Here is a 16,003-nt window from a genome sequence, read left to right on the forward strand (position 1 = left end):
CTCGGTACTCTCAGGGTCGAGGAGGTCACACCATGTCGGACATCGTGGACGACGGACTGGACGGGCGGCTCGCGGCGATCGCGCAGCAGCTCGCCGCCGAGGACACCCCGGAGAGCACCGCCGAGCGGCTCACGACCCTGGCGCTGGAGCTCGTGCGCGGAGCCTCCGACGCGGGCGTCTCGCTCGTGCGCGGGCGCGGCCGCGTCGAGACCGTGGCGCCCACGAGCGACCTCGTCGCGTGGGCCGACGACCTGCAGCACGAGCTGTCCGAGGGTCCCTGCGTCGACGCCCTGCACGCCGACGAGGTCGACGTCCCCGACCTGGCCGCCGACCCGCGCTGGCCGTCGTGGCGCCCGAACGTGGTGGGCAAGGGCGTGCGCTCGATGTTCTGCGTGCAGCTGGCGCTGGCCGACCGCGAGCTGGGCGCCCTCAACCTCTACGCGACCGAGCCCGAGGCCTTCGACGAGGCCGACCGGATCGCCGCCCGCCACCTGGCGAGCCACGCCGCCATCGCCATCGCCTCGGCCCGCGAGCGCAGCACCCTGCGGGAGGCGCTCGCGACCCGCACCGTCATCGGTCAGGCCGAGGGCATCCTCATGGAGCGCTTCGGCGTCGACGCCGACCAGGCGTTCGGCGTGCTCGTCCGCTACTCCCAGCACCGCAACCAGAAGCTGGCGGTCGTCGCGAGCGAGGTCGTGCGCACGCGCACGCTGCCCGACGACGTCTGAGCGCTCACGGACGCGCGAGGTCACGTCGACTCAGGGCCGTCCCGATCGTCCGGGGCCTGCTCGGGGAGCTCCCCGTTCTCCACGAGGTGACGTGCGACGTCGCGGAGCTTGAGGTTCAGGTGCTGCGAGTGCCGCACGAGGACGCCGAACGCGCGCTCCACCGACAGGTCGTATCTCTCCACGAGCATCCCGATCCCGATGCCGATGAGACGACGGGCAGCCACGGCACGGTGCAGGCCGTCGCGGTCGAGCGCGACCGAGAGGGCCGACGACGCCACCGTCGCGACCTCGCCGAACGCGGCGACCTCGGCGTCGGAGAACGCGTCGGTGCGGTCGGCGTGCACGGCCAGCACGCCCGGTGGTCGGTGCATCGTCCGCACGGGTGCGACCAGGACGGAGCACACCCCCAGCCCGACCAGCGTGGTCGACCAGGTCGGCCAGCGGGCGTCGAGGGACGTGTCGCGGACGACGACGATGTTCTCGGCGAGGTCGTCGGGGCCGGGGCCGCCGGCGATCCCCAGGGCGACCGACGCCAACGTCGTCGAGGTGGCGACCAGGTCGTCGACGTCGTGCGGCGTCGCCAGCACGAGCCCGCCGTGCGGCGTGCCGGCCGCGGTCGTGGCGAGCGTCACGACGTGGCGCGCCAGCGCGGGCGTGGTGGGAGGTCCGTCACGGAGCGGGTCCGGCGGAACGGGGGAGTGGGTCAGGGCGACCACCTCCAGGCGTGCGAGGTCGTCGGCTGCTGCTCAACCGAGGGACAGCGAACCACATGGGTCCGGTGCGTCCCTCGACCGGGTCACTCCTCGTCGATCAGGCCCTCCTGCCGAGCCTCCTCCACCAGGCGGCGCACGTTCTCCGTCCGGCCGCAGTCGGCGTCGATCTGCTGGTTGCGCTCCGTCGCGAACGCCTCGCCGAGCCGGGCGAGGACCTCGGGGCCGAGCTCCTCGCGCGCCGGGTTGAGGATCGTCAGCTCCTCCTCGGTGAGGTGGTGGCTGATGAGGCGGGTCAGCTCCTCGACGGCGTCGTCGAACTTCTGGGTGTCGGTCGAGGCGCACTCGAGGACGGCCAGGAGCGCCTCGTTGCCCTCGGCGTGCTCGTGCTCGCCGTGGTCGGCCTCGTGGGCGTCCACCGCGCGCCGCTTCTTCAGCTGTGGGTACACGTGCCGCTCCTCCGCCTCGGCGTGCGCGACGTGCAGGGCCGCGAAGGCCTGGCGGACGGCATCGCGGTCCGACGCGGTGCTGCGCAGCTGGCGCAGCAGGTCCTCGAAGCGACGGTGGTCGTCGAGGATCAGGTCGACGACGTCGCCCGAGACGGGCCGGCCCAGGTCGATGGTGGTGTCGATGCTCATGCGGCGAGCGTAGGCACGGGGGAGACCCTGCGCACGTCGGCGCATGGCCGGCGCCGCGCCGGGTACGGCGTGCACATGACCCGTCTCCTGGAGACCGCGCGCGACCGTCCCGGCGTCGTCGTGCTGAGCGTCGACGACGACCGGGACCGCCAGCAGCTGCTCGCCCTCGAGGACGCGCCCGACCGCGACGCCGTGCTCTGCCTGGTGCCCGCCGACGTTGACCCGCCGGCGGACACGCAGGCAGCGTGGCACCGGCTGGCCCGGCGGCGGTTCGTGCTGGTCCTGCGGCACGACGGCGTGTGGTGCCGTGCGCGACGTCAGGACGTGCCGGACGGCCTCGGCGCGGTGTCGACGGTGGCCCGGTGGGTCGCCCGGCGCACGGAGCCCGGGCTACGGATCATGCTGCTCGAGCCCAACGTCGTCGAACACGGCGTGGACGAGCCGGCACCCGACGTCCTCGGCCGGTCCGAGATGCATGGCTTCCGGATCCGGGGGAACGTCGAGGTCACGACCTTGACCGAAGGAGTCCGCATGACCCTCGCGCCCGATGCACCCCTGCCCGACCCCGACGTCGAGCCGGTCGAGCCGACCGACCCCGACGACGTGCCCGAGGTCCCCCTCGAGCCGACCCCCGCCCCCGACGAGACAGGTATCCGATGAGCGACGGCTTCCCCGCCCAGCAGCAGGACCCGCCCGGCAGCACGGCGGCGATGGACCCCCGGCCCGACCACGGCGAGGAGTCCTACGTCGGTCACGGCAGGCTCGAGGGCAAGGTCGCCCTGGTGACCGGTGGTGACTCCGGCATCGGCCGCGCCGTCGCGATCGCCTACGCGCGCGAGGGCGCCGACGTCGCCTTCACGTACCAGCCCGAGGAGGCCGACGACGCGGCCGAGACCACGCGGTGGGTCGAGGACGCCGGGCGTCGCGCGCTCGCCGTCGAGGTCGACCTGCGTGATCGTGCGGCGTGCGACGACGTCGTGGCCCGCACGGTCGACGAGCTGGGTGGCCTGGACGTGCTCGTGAACAACGCGGGCTACCAGATGGCGCGGGAGGAGGGCATCGAGGCGATCACCGACGAGAACCTCGACCGGGTCCTCAAGACCAACCTGTACGCCACGTTCTGGCTCACGCGGGCGGCCGTGCCGCACCTGCGCGAACGTCGCGGGAGCGTCGTGAACAACACGTCGATCCAGGCGTACGAGCCGTCGACGTCGCTGCTGGACTACGCCTCGACGAAGGCCGCGCTCAACAACCTCACGGTCAACCTCGCCGCCGAGCTCGGCGGCGACGGCATCCGCGTGAACGCCGTGGCGCCCGGCCCGATCTGGACGCCGCTGCAGCCCGCCACCCAGCCTCCGGAGAAGCTCGAGCAGTTCGGCTCCGACACCCCGCTCGGTCGCGCCGGGCAGCCCGCCGAGGTCGCGCCGGCCTTCGTGTTCCTGGCCTCCGAGCGCGACGCGAGCTACGTCTCTGGCACCGTGCTCGGGGTGACCGGCGGCAAGCCGGTCTTCTGAGCCGCCACCCACCGAGGAGGACACCATGCCCGCAGGCAAGGACGCGCGCGACGAGCCGTCGCTGAAGAACCCCGAGATGTACGAGGCGCTGCGCGACGACGGCGCCTCGAAGGAGAAGGCGGCGCGGATCTCCAACGCCGCCGCGCGCGACGGCAAGAAGACCGTCGGCAAGCGCGGTGGGGAGTCCGGGTCGTACGAGGACTGGACGGTCGAGGAGCTGAAGGACCGGGCCAAGGAGCTCGGCGTCGAGGGCTACTCCGACCTGCGCAAGGACGACCTCATCGAGAAGCTCCGGAACCACTGACCGCGCCCCCGATCCACGTCGTCCCCCCGGGCGGTAGGCCTGCCACCTCACCCTGCGGGGCGGTGGCTCAGACACCCCTCGATGGTCTCGAAGGGTGCTCCACCTACCGCCGTGGCGGATGGGGTGGCTCACCTACCGCCCGGAGGAGGGCGTGGGCTGGGAGGATGGCGTCATGAGCGACGCCGTCCCGGACCCGTCCGCGCCCGAGCCGGCGCAGCCGGGCATCGGCGACCTCACGGCCGGGGCGCTGGTGTTCGGCTCGTCCGCGGCGGTGCTCGTGGTCGAGATCGTGGCGCTGCGGCTCCTCGCTCCCTACCTGGGGCTGACGCTGGAGACGTCGACGACCGTCATCGGTCTCGCCCTCGCGGCGATCGCGGCAGGCTCGTGGGCCGGCGGGCGCGCCGCCGACCGCATCGACCCCCGCAGCGCCGTCGCCCCGCTCCTCGGCGTGTCGGGCGTCGTGGTGGCCCTGACGCCGTTCGCCGTCCGCGCGTCTGCCGAGCCGGGCTCGTCGGCACTGCTGTTCCTGGTCGCGGCCGCGACGATCGTCGTGCCGGGCGCGCTGCTGTCGGCGGTCACGCCGATGGTCACGAAGCTGCTCCTGCACGACCTCGACGAGACCGGGACCGTCGTGGGCCGACTCTCGGGCATCGGCACCGTCGGCGCCATCGTCGGCACCGTCCTCACCGGGTTCGTGCTCATCTCCCACGTGCGGGTGAGCGCCATCCTGGTCGGCCTCGGCGTGCTCCTCGGCGTCGCCGCCGCGGCGTTCGAGCTGCGTCGACGCGGCCCGGCGGTCGGGCTGCTCGCCGTCGGCGGCGCCCTGCTGGCCGGGGGCACCGCAGGGCTCGTGCCGAGCGGCTGCGAGGTCGAGACCACCTACCACTGCGCGACCGTCGAGGCCGCCGGCAGCAGCACCGGCGGCCGGCTCCTCGTGCTCGACGGGCTGCGGCACTCCTTCGTCGACCTCGACGACCCCACGTACCTCGAGTTCTCCTACACGCGCGCCTACGCGGCGGCGATCGACACGATGTTCCCGGGCGACGGTCCGCTGAGGGCCCACCACCTGGGCGCGGGCGGCGTGACGATGCCGCGCTGGCTCGCCGCGACCAGGCCCGGCAGCACGAGCGCCGTCTCCGAGATCGACGGCGGCGTGGTCCAGCTCGACCGCGACGACCTCGGGCTGCGGACCAGCCGGGCCCTGCAGGTGCGGGTGGAGGACGGCCGGCTCGGCATGCGCGACGTCGACGCGGGCAGCCTCGACCTCGTCGTGGGTGACGCGTTCGGCGGGGTCAGCGTGCCGTGGCACCTGACGACGCTCGAGATGCTCGACGAGGTGCACCGTGCCCTGGACGGCGACGGCGTGTACGTGCTCAACCTCATCGACCACGGCCGGCTGCGGCTCGCCCGCGCCGAGGCGCGCACGCTGCAGGAGCGGTGGTCGCACGTCGCCGTGCTCGGTGCGCCGGCCCCCGACTCCTCCGGGCCGACGTCGACCGGCAGCCCCGCCTCGACGGACGAGGTCGAGGGCGGCAACCTCGTGATGGTCGCGTCGCAGCGTCCGCTCGACGTCGACGCCCTGCGCGCCCAGCTCGACGAGCGGCAGGTGGGCTGGACCGTCCTCTCCGGCTCCGCCCTCGACCGCTGGGTCGGCGACGCACCGGTGCTCACCGACGACTACGCGCCGGTCGACCAGCTGCTCACGACTCGCGCGGGCGCCTGATCCGGCGCCCGCGGCGTCGGGCCCGGGACCAGGTGCCGACGATCGCGGCGCGCAGCGCCCCCGGTCGGAAGGCGTCGCCGCGTCGGACGGGGTCCTGGGGTCGGTGTGGTCGGCGGTGGTCGCTCATCGGTGCCTCCTGCGGTCTCACCCGCGGCGTACCCGACGCGCCTGCGCGCATGCGGACGACCCCGGGCTGTCGGCTCAACCCGGGGACGTCCTGGTGCCAGGCTGTACCCGGCGGGCCGGTCCCGCAGGCCGAGAGGAGCCGTCGTGGCCCTCAGGCGGCGGCTTCGCCCACCTCGCGTCGCAGCCGCGTCAGCAGGTTCGACAGCCGTCTCGACACCTGCATCTGGCTGATGCCGAGCCGGGTCGCGATCTCGCGCTGCGGCAGCTCGTCGACGAACCGCCAGGCGAGCAGACGTCGGTCGTCCTCGCTCAGGTTGTCCCGGAGGGAGCGGACGGTCAGCCAGGCCTCGACGCGGGCGTAGCCGGCGTCGTCGTGCGCACCCGCGCCGAGCTCGTCGTCGATCCGGTCGCTGGTGAAGCAGCTGCTCGCCGCCATCGCCTCGCGGACGTCGGCGAGCGGCACGCCGAGGCGGGCGGCGAGGGTCTCGGGCGCGACAGGTCCGGCGCCCGTCTCCCGCGCGATCTGCGCCTGCAGGTCCTGCAGCCGCCGGGGCGGACGCACGCTCCAGGCGAAGTCGCGGAAGTAGCGCTTGATCTCGCCGCGGATCGTGCTCGCGGCGAACGGCGCGAACGCGCCGACGCCGGCGTCGAAGCGTTCGGCGGCCTTCACGAGGGCGAGGCGAGCGACCTGGAGCAGGTCGTCGTCCTCCACGCCGCGGCCGCGGTAGCCGCGGGCCAGTCGCGCGGCGAGGTCGAGGTGCTCGGTGACGAGCGGGGTGCAGTCAGCCATGTCGGTCCCCCCAGAGGACGGTGACGTGATGGCTGCTGCTGAACCGCCCCCACTGTCGCCCCGTGCCGCGCGGGCCGCAACTCGGCGTGGTTCGCCCGGCGGCGTGTGGGGTACGCGGAGGACGTGGACACGACAGCCCCGACCCCCGACCACGCCGCCTCCGCGGCGACGGAACCGAGCACCCGGACCGTCTCGTTCGGACCGCTGGAGATCCAGGTCGACGGGACCGTCCTCGAGCCCCGGCCGTGGACGTACGCCCAGTCGACGTGGGCCGCCGAGCTCCTCGAGAGCCTGCCGCCCGGCGACGTGCTCGAGCTGTGCGCCGGCGCGGGCCAGATCGGCCTGGGCGCCGTGCACGGCACCGGGCGGCGGCTCGTCATGGTCGACGCGGAGCCCCGGGCCTGTGCGCTCGCCCGGGTCAACGCCGATCAGGTCGACGAGGACGTCGAGGTCCGGGAGGGCCGCTTCGACGCCGTGCTCGACCCTGGGGAGCGGTTCGCGCTCGTCGTGGCGGACCCTCCGTGGGTGCCGAGCCAGCGCGTCGGGGAGTTCCCGGACGACCCGGTGTGGGCGATCGACGGCGGCATCGACGGTCTCGAGGTCGCCCGACGTTGCGTGCGGACGGCGTCGCGGCACCTGGCGGCGGACGGCCGCGTGCTGCTGCAGCTGGGCAGCGTCGAGCAGGTCGAGGTGCTCGACCACACGTGCGAGACGTCCGGCCTGGAGGTCCTGGCCGTCCGGGAGGCCGGCGAGGCCGGCTCGCGGGGGGTCCTGGCGCTGCTGGGACCGGAGGCCTGGACGGGTCCGCGTCCGCAGGAGGGTTGACGTAGGACCGTTCCCGTGGTGCCGTGGGAGGGAGGTTGAGCCAGCAGCCGCACTCGCACGACGAGAGGCAGCACCATGGACTCGACCGATCCTGACGCCCGGACCTGCGAGACGCTCGACGAGGCGGCCCACGCCTCGCCGCTGGAGCGGTTGCGGCTCCAGAACGGCGTCGTCACCGAGTACACGCCGATGGCCCGACGTCTGGCACGGCGCTACCGCGACCGCGGCGTGGAGGCCGACGACCTCGAGCAGGTGGCCCGGCTCGGGCTGGTCAAGGCGGTGCGCCGCTTCGACCCCGCCCACCGGTCGTTCGCGGCCTACGCCGTGCCCACCGTCCTGGGCGAGCTGCGGCGCCACTTCCGCGACAAGGCGTGGGCCGTCCGTCCCACGCGCTCCACGCAGGAGCTGCAGAGCGCGGTCAACGCGGCGCGGGACGCCCTGCGCACGGAGCAGCAGCACACGCCGACCGACGACGAGGTGGCCGAGCGGCTGCACGTCAGCCGCGCCGAGGTCCGTGAGGCCGACGCCGCGCACGACGCGTTCGCGCCGCAGTCGCTCGACCGTCCGTCGGCCGTCGACGGCCTGCCGGGGCACGAGCACGTGGGCGCCGAGGACCCTCACCTCGACGCCGTCGAGCGGCTGCAGAGCGTCGTCCCGGCGGTGCGGTCGCTCCCGGTGGAGGACCGTCGGCTGCTGGAGCTGCGGTTCGTCGACGACCTGACGCAGCGCGAGATCGGCGAGCGGCTCGGCATCAGCCAGATGCAGGTGTCGCGGCGGCTCTCGCGGGCGATCGACCAGGTCCGCGACCGCATGGGCGACCTCGACGGCTGAGACGCATGGCGCGTCCCTGTCGGGGAACGCCCTGCCCATGAGCACATCGCAGCACGACCCCGACCGGGCCGAGACCCAGGACGACACCGACACCGACACCGACACCGACGACCGTCGACCCGACGAGAAGCCCTTCGGCGACGACGCGCAGGATCGCCAGGGCGACGACGCCGCCAGCGGCGGCTCCTGACGCGTCATGGCGCGGGGGCCGGGTACGTGGAGCACATGAGCACCTTCGGCAGCACGCCCCACTCCGGCCCCGGCACCCACGGGAACGCGCCGGTCGACCCCGCGACGTCCCCCGAGACCGAGCCCGACACCGACGAGCCCCCCACCGAGCCGTCGCTGGACGCGTCGGAGCTGGAGGACGACGAGGACGACGACTGAGCGCCGGCCCGAGGGCGGCGCCGGGGCCGTCCGTGGGCCCGGTCGAGGTGTGGACCTGCCGGTTCGCCGGTAGAACCGGACCATGAGCACCTTCGGCGGCACCCCGCAGTCCGGTCCCGGCGCGAGCGAGACGCGTCAGGTCGACCCCCGCACCTACCCCGGCACCGAGCCCGAGGCCGACGCCACGCAGGCGGAGCCGTCGCTCGACGCGTCCGAGCTGGACGACGAGGAGCAGGGCGGCAGCGACGAGGAGTCGTCCGCGTCCTGACGCGGGGCCCCCTGCGGCCCAGGTCGGATGGTGCTCAGTGCACCAGTGCCCGCGCGGCGGCCCGGTGGTGCGCCTCGGCGAGCCGGCTGTCCTGCTCGGCGGCCTGCTCGGCCAGCATCTCCAGCTCCTCGCGGTCGAGCGCCGCGTGCACGTCGACCACCGCGAGCAGCGCCTGCCATCCCGCGCGCTTGCCGCTGACGGCCACCCGCATCGCCTCCAGCTCGACGAGGTCGGTGAGCGGGGTGCGCTCCGTCCACGACCCGTTGGGCTTGAGCCGGGCGGCGCGTTCGCCCGCCCGCGCCGCGAGCGTCATCAGGTAGGCCTCGCCGACGCCCAGGTCGTCGGCCATGCGGCGCAGGCGCCGACGCTCGTCGAGCAGCTCCTCCTGGATGTCGCGGACGAGGGTGGCCGCGTCGGGGTCGAGCAGCCCGGCCGCGCTGCGACCGAACAGGTCGATGCCGGCGGCCGACCCTGCCAGGTGCGTGTGGACGTGGTGGGCGATCGGGGATCCTCCAGGTACGAGCATGCCCCCGTGGTACCCGGTCCGCCCGGCTCGACGCAACGTCGGGGCGTGCCGTGCGTCGCGTCCGGGTCGGGGCGTCGGACTCCTGTCGTCGGGTACGTCCCGCGTGACCCATCCCGACCCGAGGAGGACCCGTGAGAGCAGTGACGTGGCAGGGACGCCGTGACGTGCAGGTGATGGACGTGCCGGACCCCCGCATCGAGGACCCGACCGACGTGGTGCTGAAGGTGAGCAGCACGGGGCTCTGCGGCTCCGACCTGCACCTCTACGAGGTGATGGGACCGTTCATGCACGCGGGTGACGTGCTCGGCCACGAGACGATGGGCGAGGTCGTCGAGGTCGGGTCGGGGGTCTCGCGGCTCTCGGTCGGCGACCGCGTCGTCGTGCCGTTCCAGATCTCCTGCGGCGACTGCTTCATGTGCCGTCGGGGGCTGCAGACGCAGTGCGAGACGACGCAGGTCCGCTCCTCCGGCATGGGCGCGGCGCTGTTCGGCTACAGCGAGCTGTACGGCAGCGTGCCGGGCGGGCAGGCGGAGTACCTGCGCGTGCCGCACGCCGACTACGGCGCGATCACGGTCGCTCCCGACCTGCCCGACGAGCGCTACGTCTACCTCTCCGACGTCATGCCGACGGCGTGGCAGGCGGTGCGCTACGCCGACGTCCACGAGGGCGACACGCTCGTCGTCGTGGGGCTGGGGCCGATCGGCGACATGGCCTCGCGCCTCGCGCTGCACCACGGCGTCCGCGTGATCGGCGTCGACCTCGTGCCCGAGCGTCTCGAGCGCGCCCGTGCCCGCGGGGTGGAGGTGCTGCACGTGGAGCAGGACGACGTCGCGGCCGCGGTGCTCGAGGCGACGTCAGGACGCGGTGCGGACGGCGTCGTCGACGCGGTGGGCATGGAGGCGCACGGCTCGCCCGGCCCGTCGGCGCTGCAGAAGGCGGCCGGGCTGCTGCCCGACGGTCTCGCGAAGCAGGTCATGACGTCGGCGAGCGTCGACCGGCTCGCGGCGCTGCACCTCGCCACGCAGCTCGTGCGACGGGGCGGGACGGTCTCGCTGTCCGGCGTGTACACCGGCACGCACGACCCGATGCCGATGCAGCAGCTGTTCGACCGGCAGGTGACCCTGCGCATGGGACAGGCGAACGTGAAGCGCTGGGTCGACGACCTGCTCCCGCTGGCCGAGCGCTCGGACGACCCGCTCGGCCTGGAGGACTTCGCGACGCACCGTCCGTCGCTCGAGGACGCCCCCGAGGCCTACAGCGCCTTCCAGAAGAAGCAGGACGGGACGGTCAAGGTCGTCTTCAAGCCCTGACCACCCCCGATGTGGAACGTCATCGCCCCTTTCGAGCGCTGGAACGGGCGATGACGTTCCGCATCGCGGGGAGGTCTCAGGCGAGGCGCTTGTGGGTGCCGTCGCACCAGGGGCGACGCGCCGACGCCTCGCAACGGCAGAGCGCGACGACCGGGCGGCGCGCCTGCGTGGTCTCGCCGTCGGCGTCGACGACGAAGCCGACGCCGCGCACGAGCGCCGGGCCCTGCGCGGCGAGCTCGCGCAGGGCCTCGCGGGGCGACGGCCCGGTGCGGTCGCTGCTCATGCCGGCACCGCCGCCGGCACGAGGCGCTCGGCGCACCGGTCCTCGAGGTCCACGCACACGAACGCCCCGAAGAGCACCTCGCGCTCCAGCGCGGGGTCGCCCTCGGTCGCGAGGTCGCAGATCCGACGGGCCAGGTGCTCGTGCACCGCGTCCGCCTCGACGTGCTCGTCGTAGTACCGCCACACCGGCTCCGCGAACCCGAGCCGCTGCAGCCCGCGCACCATGTCGGCGCTGGGCAGCGCGCTGGTCGCCTCGAAGGCCGCCAGGTGGCCGAGCGCGGCGTGGATGAGACGACGGTTGAGGCACAGCAGCGAGATCGCGTTGTTGAGCGTGAGCGTCTCCTCGTCGGCGTCGTCCACGTACGCGCCGTAGGTGGGGTCGAGCCCGGCGGCCTCGAGGGCCTGGGCGAACAGGTGCTGGTGGACCAGGTCCGGTTCGCCGTCGCCGAGCTCGTCGTACTGGAGCTCGGTCAGGGCGGCCTTCGCGGCGGGACGCAGCCGCGGCAGCAGGAAGCACTGCGGGTCCGCCTCCTTCAGGTGGTACACGCTGCGCTGCACCAGGATCCGCTCCACGTCCTCGACGGTGGCCCGCTCCCGCACGAACCGGGCGACGCCGGGCGTCTGCGTGTCGGCCGAGACGAGCTCCTCGACGGTGCCCGGGACGGTCGCCTCCGCGAACCGTCGCCGCAGCCACGCCTCGAGGTCGCGCGACAGCCGGTTCCGCAGCCGCAGGACGTCGGGCGACCACTCCAGGTCGGGGTCGACACCGTCGAACCCGCGGTAGGCCAGCTCGTGCAGCGTCCAGAGCGCGAGCGCGTGGTCGCGCGACGTCGGGTCGGGCGTGTCGGGCAGCTCGAGCAGGGGCGTGCCGGACTCCAGGTGGTCGTGCACGGCCCGGCTCACCGGGCCGCACGGCGTGGGGATCCTCATGACCGACACGTACCCCGGGTACGGGCCGGCGACACGTGCGTGCGGGGGAGGGACGGTTCGGTCGAGCAGGAACGGGTACGGGAGGAGTGGGTGACGCGGTCCCGGTGCCCGCCTCGCGCAGTGTGGGTGCCGGGCCGCGCCGCCCCAGGTGCCACCCCTGTCGCGCGACCGGCGGCCGTGCGGATCGGTGCCCGTCGGCCCGCGGGACGCGGTCGCGTGTCCTAGGCTCTCCTCGGCGAGATGCCGGGGGAGCACGAGGAGGCACGATGACCGACTGGCGGCCCGACGTCCTGGGCGACGGCTACGAGCAGCTCACGTACGCGCTGGGCGACGACCCGGACGGGCAGGGCGAGGTGTTCGCCACGCTCGTGCGACGCACCTGGACCGAGGCGGAGCCGGCGCGCCGGGCCGTCCTCTACGTGCACGGCTTCAGCGACTACTTCTTCCAGACCGCGATGGCCGACTTCTTCGCCGACCGCGGGTTCGCCTTCTACGCGCTCGACCTGCGCAAGTGCGGCCGGTCGCGGCGCGAGGGCCAGACGGCCCACCACGTCACCGACCTCGCGCACTACGACGTCGAGCTCGACCGCGCGCTGGCCACGGTCCGGGCGGAGGTGCCCGACGGTCCGGTGCTGCTGTCGGCACACTCCACCGGCGGCCTGGTGCTCCCGCTGTGGCTCGACCGCCTCAACCGGGGTCCGGGCGGCTCGAAGGGCGCCGGGATCAGCGGGCTCGTGCTGAACAGCCCGTGGTTCGACCTGCAGGGCAAGCCCTGGATGCGCGAGGTCGGCACGCTCGTCATCCGCGGGATCGGCCGGGTCAAGCCGTTCGACGTCATGAAGCTGCCGTTCACCGATGCCTACGGCAGCAGCCTGCACGTCGGTGCCCACGGGGAGTGGGACTACGACGTCGCGCTGAAGCCGCTCAACGGGTTCGAGGTCACCTTCGGCTGGCTCGGTGCCGTGCGCGCCGGCCAGGCGCGTCTGCACCGCGGGCTCGACGTCGGCGTGCCGTCGCTCGTGCTGCGCTCGGACAAGAGCCGCTTCGCGCGGTCGTGGTCGGAGGAGGTCGACCGTGCCGACGCCGTGCTCGACGTCAAGCAGATCGCCCGCTGGGCCGGCTGCCTCGGCGACGCGGTCACGTCGCTGCCCGTCGCGGACGCCCGGCACGACGTGTTCCTGTCGCTGAAGGAGCCGCGTGAGGCCGCCTACGAGGCGGTCGACACCTGGTTGCGCACGACCTCGCTGGTCTGACCGGCGCAGCGTGGCGCGGTGGGGTACACCTGGACCGTGACCGCCATGCCGATGTTCCCGCTCGGGACCGTCCTGCTCCCGGGAGGCCTGCTGCCCCTGCGGTTGTTCGAGCCGCGCTACCTGGCGCTGCTCGCCGACGTCCTCGCCGACGACGAGCCCGAGATCGGGTTCGTGCTGATCGAGCGCGGGGTCGAGACCGGCGGCGGCGACTCCCGGTTCTCGACCGCGACGGTGGGCCGCGTGGTGCAGGTCGAGCCGCGGCAGCAGGAGATGGGTCTGGTGGCCGTGGGCGGACGGCGGGTCGAGGTCGAGGGCTGGCTGCCCGAGGACCCGTACCCGCGGGCCAAGGTGCGTGAGCTGCCGCCGCTGGAGCTCGACGTCGACCTGGTCGCGGTCGCCGAGGTGCACGAGCGCGCCACGACCGCGGCGGTGCGGCTGGGTGCGATGCCTCCCGAGCCGCCGCCCCACGACCTCGAGGCCGCCTGCTGGCACCTCGCGGACGGCTGCCCGGTGGGCCCCTACGACCGGCTCGGCCTGCTGCGGGCGACGTCGGCGAGCGCCCTCCTGGCGGCGGTCGAAGACGCCTACGAGCAGGCCGTCGTGCTGCACGAGGCCTTCGGCTCCGGTGGCTGACCGCACGCCGTGACCGGTGTCGGGCGGCGCGGCTAGGCTCGGGGCCGTGGATGCCCCTCTCGCCCTCTACCGCCGGTACCGTCCCGAGACGTTCGCCGAGGTGATCGGGCAGGAGCACGTCACCGACCCCCTCCGCCACGCGCTGGCCGCCAACCGGGTCAACCACGCCTACCTGTTCTCCGGCCCGCGCGGCTGCGGCAAGACCACGAGCGCCCGCATCCTGGCCCGCGCGCTGAACTGCGAGCAGGCGCCGGTCTCCGACCCGTGCGGGGAGTGCCAGAGCTGCCGCGACCTCGCGAGAGGCGGCCCGGGCAGCGTCGACGTCATCGAGATCGACGCCGCGAGCCACGGCGGCGTCGACGACGCCCGCGACCTGCGCGAGCGCGCGTTCTTCGCGCCCATCAGCAGCCGGTACAAGGTCTACATCATCGACGAGGCGCACATGGTGAGCCCGCAGGGCTTCAACGCGCTGCTCAAGCTCGTCGAGGAGCCGCCGCCGCACCTGAAGTTCATCTTCGCCACCACCGAGCCCGACAAGGTGATCGGCACCATCCGGTCCCGCACGCACCACTACCCGTTCCGGCTCGTGCCGCCGAAGGCGCTCGGGGACTACCTGAACCAGCTGTGCGAGGCCGAGGGCGTGCGCCTCGAGCCGGCCGCGCTCCCCCTCGTGGTCCGCGCCGGTGCCGGCTCGGTGCGCGACACCCTCAGCGTCCTCGACCAGCTGCTGGGCGGGGCCGGGCCGGAGGGCGTCACCTACGACCTCGCCGTGCAGCTGCTGGGGTACACGCCCGACTCGCTGCTCGACGAGGCCGTCGCGGCGTTCGGTGCGTCCGACGGCGCCACGGTGTTCGGCGTCGTCGACAAGATCATCGAGTCGGGGCAGGACCCACGGCGCTTCGCCGAGGACCTGCTGCAGCGGCTGCGTGACCTGGTCGTGCTGCGGGCCGTGCCCGACGCTCTCGTCACCGGTCTGCTCGACGTGCCGGGCGACCGGGCCGAGCGGCTGCAGAGTCAGGCCACGTCGTTCGGTCCGGCCGACCTGACGCGCATGGCCGACATCGTCAACGCGGCGCTCACGGAGTTCCGCGGTGCGACCGCGCCGCGCCTGCTGCTCGAGCTGATGTGCGCGCGCATCCTGGTGCCGGCCTCCGACGCGTCGGGTGTGGTCGCCCGCGTCGACCGGCTCGAGAAGCGACTCTCGATGGGCGGCGTGCCGGCCGACCAGGTGCCGGTCGACACCCGTCCCGCTCCGGCGCCCAGCGTCGAGGCGGCGGCCCCAGCACCCCAGACGCCCGCACGCCAGACGCCCGCACCCCAGACGCCAGCGGCCCAGTCGTCTGCGGCCCAGCCGTCCAGCCCGCGCGAGGCGGCGCTGCGGCAGGCCGGGGCTGCGGCGTTGCCGCCCGCCGCGCAGCCCGACGACGTCGTCGAGCCGCCGGACCTGCCGCCGTGGGACGTCGAGGAGCCGGTCGGGCGGTCCACGCCGCCGGAGGACGTCAGGCCTGCCCCGTCGGCGCCCGAGCCTCGGCCGCAGCAGCCGCAGACCCCGCAGCAGCCCCAGCCCCCGCAGCAGCCCCAGACCCCACAGCCCCAGGAGCAGCCGCAGCAGGCGGCTCCCGCGGCCGGCGGCATGGGGGTGGCCGACGTGCGCCGGCTCTGGCCCGAGGTGCTCGAGGTCATCAAGGGGCTGCGCCGCTTCACCTGGATCATGCTGAGCCAGAACGCGCAGGTGCAGGCGCTCGACGGCCGGACGCTGACGATCGCGCTGGTCAATGCTGGTGCGCGTGACTCGTTCGTGGCGAGCGGGTCGGCCGAGTACGTGCAGCAGGCGCTGCAGCAGGTCATCGGCGTGCAGTGGCGGATCGAGGCGATCGTCGACCCGTCGGTCGACCCGCGCGCCGCCAGCGCGCCGCAGCCGTCGGCGCCCGCGGCCCAGCCGGCCGCCCCGGCGCCGTCGTCTCAGGGTCGTGGCGTGGGTGCACCCGAGGCGGTCCGGCAGGCGATGCGCGAGCCGGGCTCGGTGGCACCGCCGGAGGACCCCGACCTCGCGGCGCACCCCGACGACCCGGTCGTCGACCAGGGCGCCGACCCCGAGCAGCTCCTCTCGCGCGAGCTGGGTGCGCGGGTGATCGATGAGATCGACCACGGCTGATCCCGGCGGGGGTGCCGGGCCCCGGGCGGCGGACGGTGCAGCCGGGGGTGCCGGGCCCCGGGCGGCGGAC

Annotated in this window: 20 protein-coding genes; 14 read left to right on the plus strand and 6 right to left on the minus strand. The window is 74.2% G+C overall.

What is annotated here, in order from left to right; all coding sequences use genetic code 11:
* Window positions 1-32: 32 nt before the first annotated feature.
* Entirely contained in the window at window positions 33-728 is a 696-nt protein-coding gene (locus tag QE370_RS06725) for a GAF and ANTAR domain-containing protein (RefSeq protein WP_309633877.1), read from the plus strand.
* A gap of 20 nt (window positions 729-748) precedes the next feature.
* Here QE370_RS06725 and QE370_RS06730 read toward each other — a convergent pair whose 3' ends face one another.
* Together QE370_RS06730 and QE370_RS06735 are read right to left on the minus strand one after the other, a co-directional pair.
* Window positions 749-1,444 carry a GAF and ANTAR domain-containing protein gene (locus tag QE370_RS06730; RefSeq protein ID WP_396127808.1) on the minus strand — a complete coding sequence of 232 codons (696 nt, stop codon included), beginning with the start codon at window positions 1,442-1,444 and terminating at the stop codon, window positions 749-751.
* Window positions 1,445-1,524: 80 nt separating this feature from the next.
* Entirely contained in the window at window positions 1,525-2,076 is a 552-nt protein-coding gene (locus QE370_RS06735) for a hemerythrin domain-containing protein (RefSeq protein WP_253025711.1), read from the minus strand.
* A gap of 75 nt (window positions 2,077-2,151) precedes the next feature.
* On the opposite strand from QE370_RS06735, the gene QE370_RS06740 reads away from it, so the two are divergent.
* The 4 genes from QE370_RS06740 to QE370_RS06755 all read left to right on the plus strand — a co-directional run bounded on the left by QE370_RS06740 (window position 2,152) and on the right by QE370_RS06755 (window position 5,617).
* On the plus strand, window positions 2,152-2,736 hold the full coding sequence (locus QE370_RS06740) for a hypothetical protein (protein WP_309633879.1): 585 nt from the start codon (window positions 2,152-2,154) through the stop codon (window positions 2,734-2,736).
* Window positions 2,733-3,590, plus strand: a complete 858-nt coding sequence (locus QE370_RS06745; protein WP_067853690.1) for a glucose 1-dehydrogenase — start codon at window positions 2,733-2,735, stop codon at window positions 3,588-3,590. Before QE370_RS06740 ends, QE370_RS06745 begins: the two co-directional genes overlap by 4 nt.
* Window positions 3,591-3,615: 25 nt before the next feature.
* Window positions 3,616-3,894: a Rho termination factor N-terminal domain-containing protein gene (locus QE370_RS06750; RefSeq protein WP_286689488.1), complete on the plus strand. Its 279-nt coding sequence runs from the start codon at window positions 3,616-3,618 to the stop codon at window positions 3,892-3,894.
* Window positions 3,895-4,066: 172 nt separating this feature from the next.
* The gene (locus QE370_RS06755) at window positions 4,067-5,617 is read left to right on the plus strand and encodes a fused MFS/spermidine synthase (RefSeq protein WP_309633880.1); all 1,551 of its coding nucleotides are present in this window, start codon (window positions 4,067-4,069) and stop codon (window positions 5,615-5,617) included.
* Window positions 5,618-5,894: 277 nt separating this feature from the next.
* On the opposite strand, the gene QE370_RS06760 is transcribed toward QE370_RS06755, so the two are convergent.
* Window positions 5,895-6,533, minus strand: coding sequence for a sigma-70 family RNA polymerase sigma factor (locus QE370_RS06760; protein WP_253025718.1), 639 nt, complete (start codon window positions 6,531-6,533; stop codon window positions 5,895-5,897).
* A 123-nt stretch (window positions 6,534-6,656) separates the two neighbouring features.
* Here QE370_RS06760 and QE370_RS06765 point away from each other — a divergent pair, with 123 nt between their 5' ends.
* From QE370_RS06765 to QE370_RS06785, 5 genes are all read left to right on the plus strand, one after another.
* On the plus strand, window positions 6,657-7,358 hold the full coding sequence (locus tag QE370_RS06765) for a class I SAM-dependent methyltransferase (protein WP_309633881.1): 702 nt from the start codon (window positions 6,657-6,659) through the stop codon (window positions 7,356-7,358).
* Window positions 7,359-7,433: 75 nt separating this feature from the next.
* Window positions 7,434-8,189: a sigma-70 family RNA polymerase sigma factor gene (locus QE370_RS06770; protein ID WP_309633882.1), complete on the plus strand. Its 756-nt coding sequence runs from the start codon at window positions 7,434-7,436 to the stop codon at window positions 8,187-8,189.
* Between the two features lie 37 nt (window positions 8,190-8,226).
* Window positions 8,227-8,379, plus strand: a complete 153-nt coding sequence (locus QE370_RS06775; protein WP_309633883.1) for a hypothetical protein — start codon at window positions 8,227-8,229, stop codon at window positions 8,377-8,379.
* A 35-nt stretch (window positions 8,380-8,414) separates the two neighbouring features.
* Window positions 8,415-8,576, plus strand: coding sequence for a hypothetical protein (locus tag QE370_RS06780; RefSeq protein ID WP_253025722.1), 162 nt, complete (start codon window positions 8,415-8,417; stop codon window positions 8,574-8,576).
* An 82-nt stretch (window positions 8,577-8,658) separates the two neighbouring features.
* On the plus strand, window positions 8,659-8,844 hold the full coding sequence (locus QE370_RS06785; RefSeq protein WP_253025723.1) for a hypothetical protein: 186 nt from the start codon (window positions 8,659-8,661) through the stop codon (window positions 8,842-8,844).
* Window positions 8,845-8,878: 34 nt separating this feature from the next.
* Here the strand turns inward: QE370_RS06785 and QE370_RS06790 are convergent, their stop codons facing one another.
* A complete protein-coding gene (locus QE370_RS06790; RefSeq protein WP_309633884.1) occupies window positions 8,879-9,370 on the minus strand; it encodes a hypothetical protein in 492 nt (163 codons plus the stop codon).
* 131 nt (window positions 9,371-9,501) lie between these two features.
* Here QE370_RS06790 and QE370_RS06795 point away from each other — a divergent pair, with 131 nt between their 5' ends.
* A complete protein-coding gene (locus tag QE370_RS06795; RefSeq protein WP_309633885.1) occupies window positions 9,502-10,680 on the plus strand; it encodes an alcohol dehydrogenase catalytic domain-containing protein in 1,179 nt (392 codons plus the stop codon).
* Between the two features lie 76 nt (window positions 10,681-10,756).
* On the opposite strand, the gene QE370_RS06800 is transcribed toward QE370_RS06795, so the two are convergent.
* The gene (locus QE370_RS06800) at window positions 10,757-10,963 is read right to left on the minus strand and encodes a CDGSH iron-sulfur domain-containing protein (RefSeq protein ID WP_253025729.1); all 207 of its coding nucleotides are present in this window, start codon (window positions 10,961-10,963) and stop codon (window positions 10,757-10,759) included.
* Complete coding sequence (locus QE370_RS06805; protein WP_309633886.1) at window positions 10,960-11,892, minus strand: iron-containing redox enzyme family protein; 933 nt, start codon at window positions 11,890-11,892, stop codon at window positions 10,960-10,962. Before QE370_RS06805 ends, QE370_RS06800 begins: the two co-directional genes overlap by 4 nt.
* Before the next feature lie 266 nt (window positions 11,893-12,158).
* Between QE370_RS06805 and QE370_RS06810 the strand changes: the two genes are divergently transcribed.
* The 3 genes from QE370_RS06810 to QE370_RS06820 are packed head-to-tail and all read left to right on the plus strand — an operon-like array spanning window position 12,159 to window position 15,933.
* Window positions 12,159-13,145, plus strand: a complete 987-nt coding sequence (locus tag QE370_RS06810) for an alpha/beta hydrolase (protein WP_253025733.1) — start codon at window positions 12,159-12,161, stop codon at window positions 13,143-13,145.
* A 45-nt stretch (window positions 13,146-13,190) separates the two neighbouring features.
* Window positions 13,191-13,778 (plus strand): LON peptidase substrate-binding domain-containing protein, encoded by a 588-nt coding sequence (locus tag QE370_RS06815; RefSeq protein WP_253025744.1) that lies wholly within the window; start codon window positions 13,191-13,193, stop codon window positions 13,776-13,778.
* A 46-nt stretch (window positions 13,779-13,824) separates the two neighbouring features.
* Entirely contained in the window at window positions 13,825-15,933 is a 2,109-nt protein-coding gene (locus QE370_RS06820; protein ID WP_309633887.1) for a DNA polymerase III subunit gamma and tau, read from the plus strand.
* The last annotated feature ends 70 nt before the right edge of the window (window positions 15,934-16,003 follow it).

It is taken from the genome of Aeromicrobium sp. SORGH_AS_0981 (assembly GCF_031453195.1).
In the GTDB taxonomy this organism is placed as follows: Bacteria; Actinomycetota; Actinomycetes; order Propionibacteriales; family Nocardioidaceae; genus Aeromicrobium.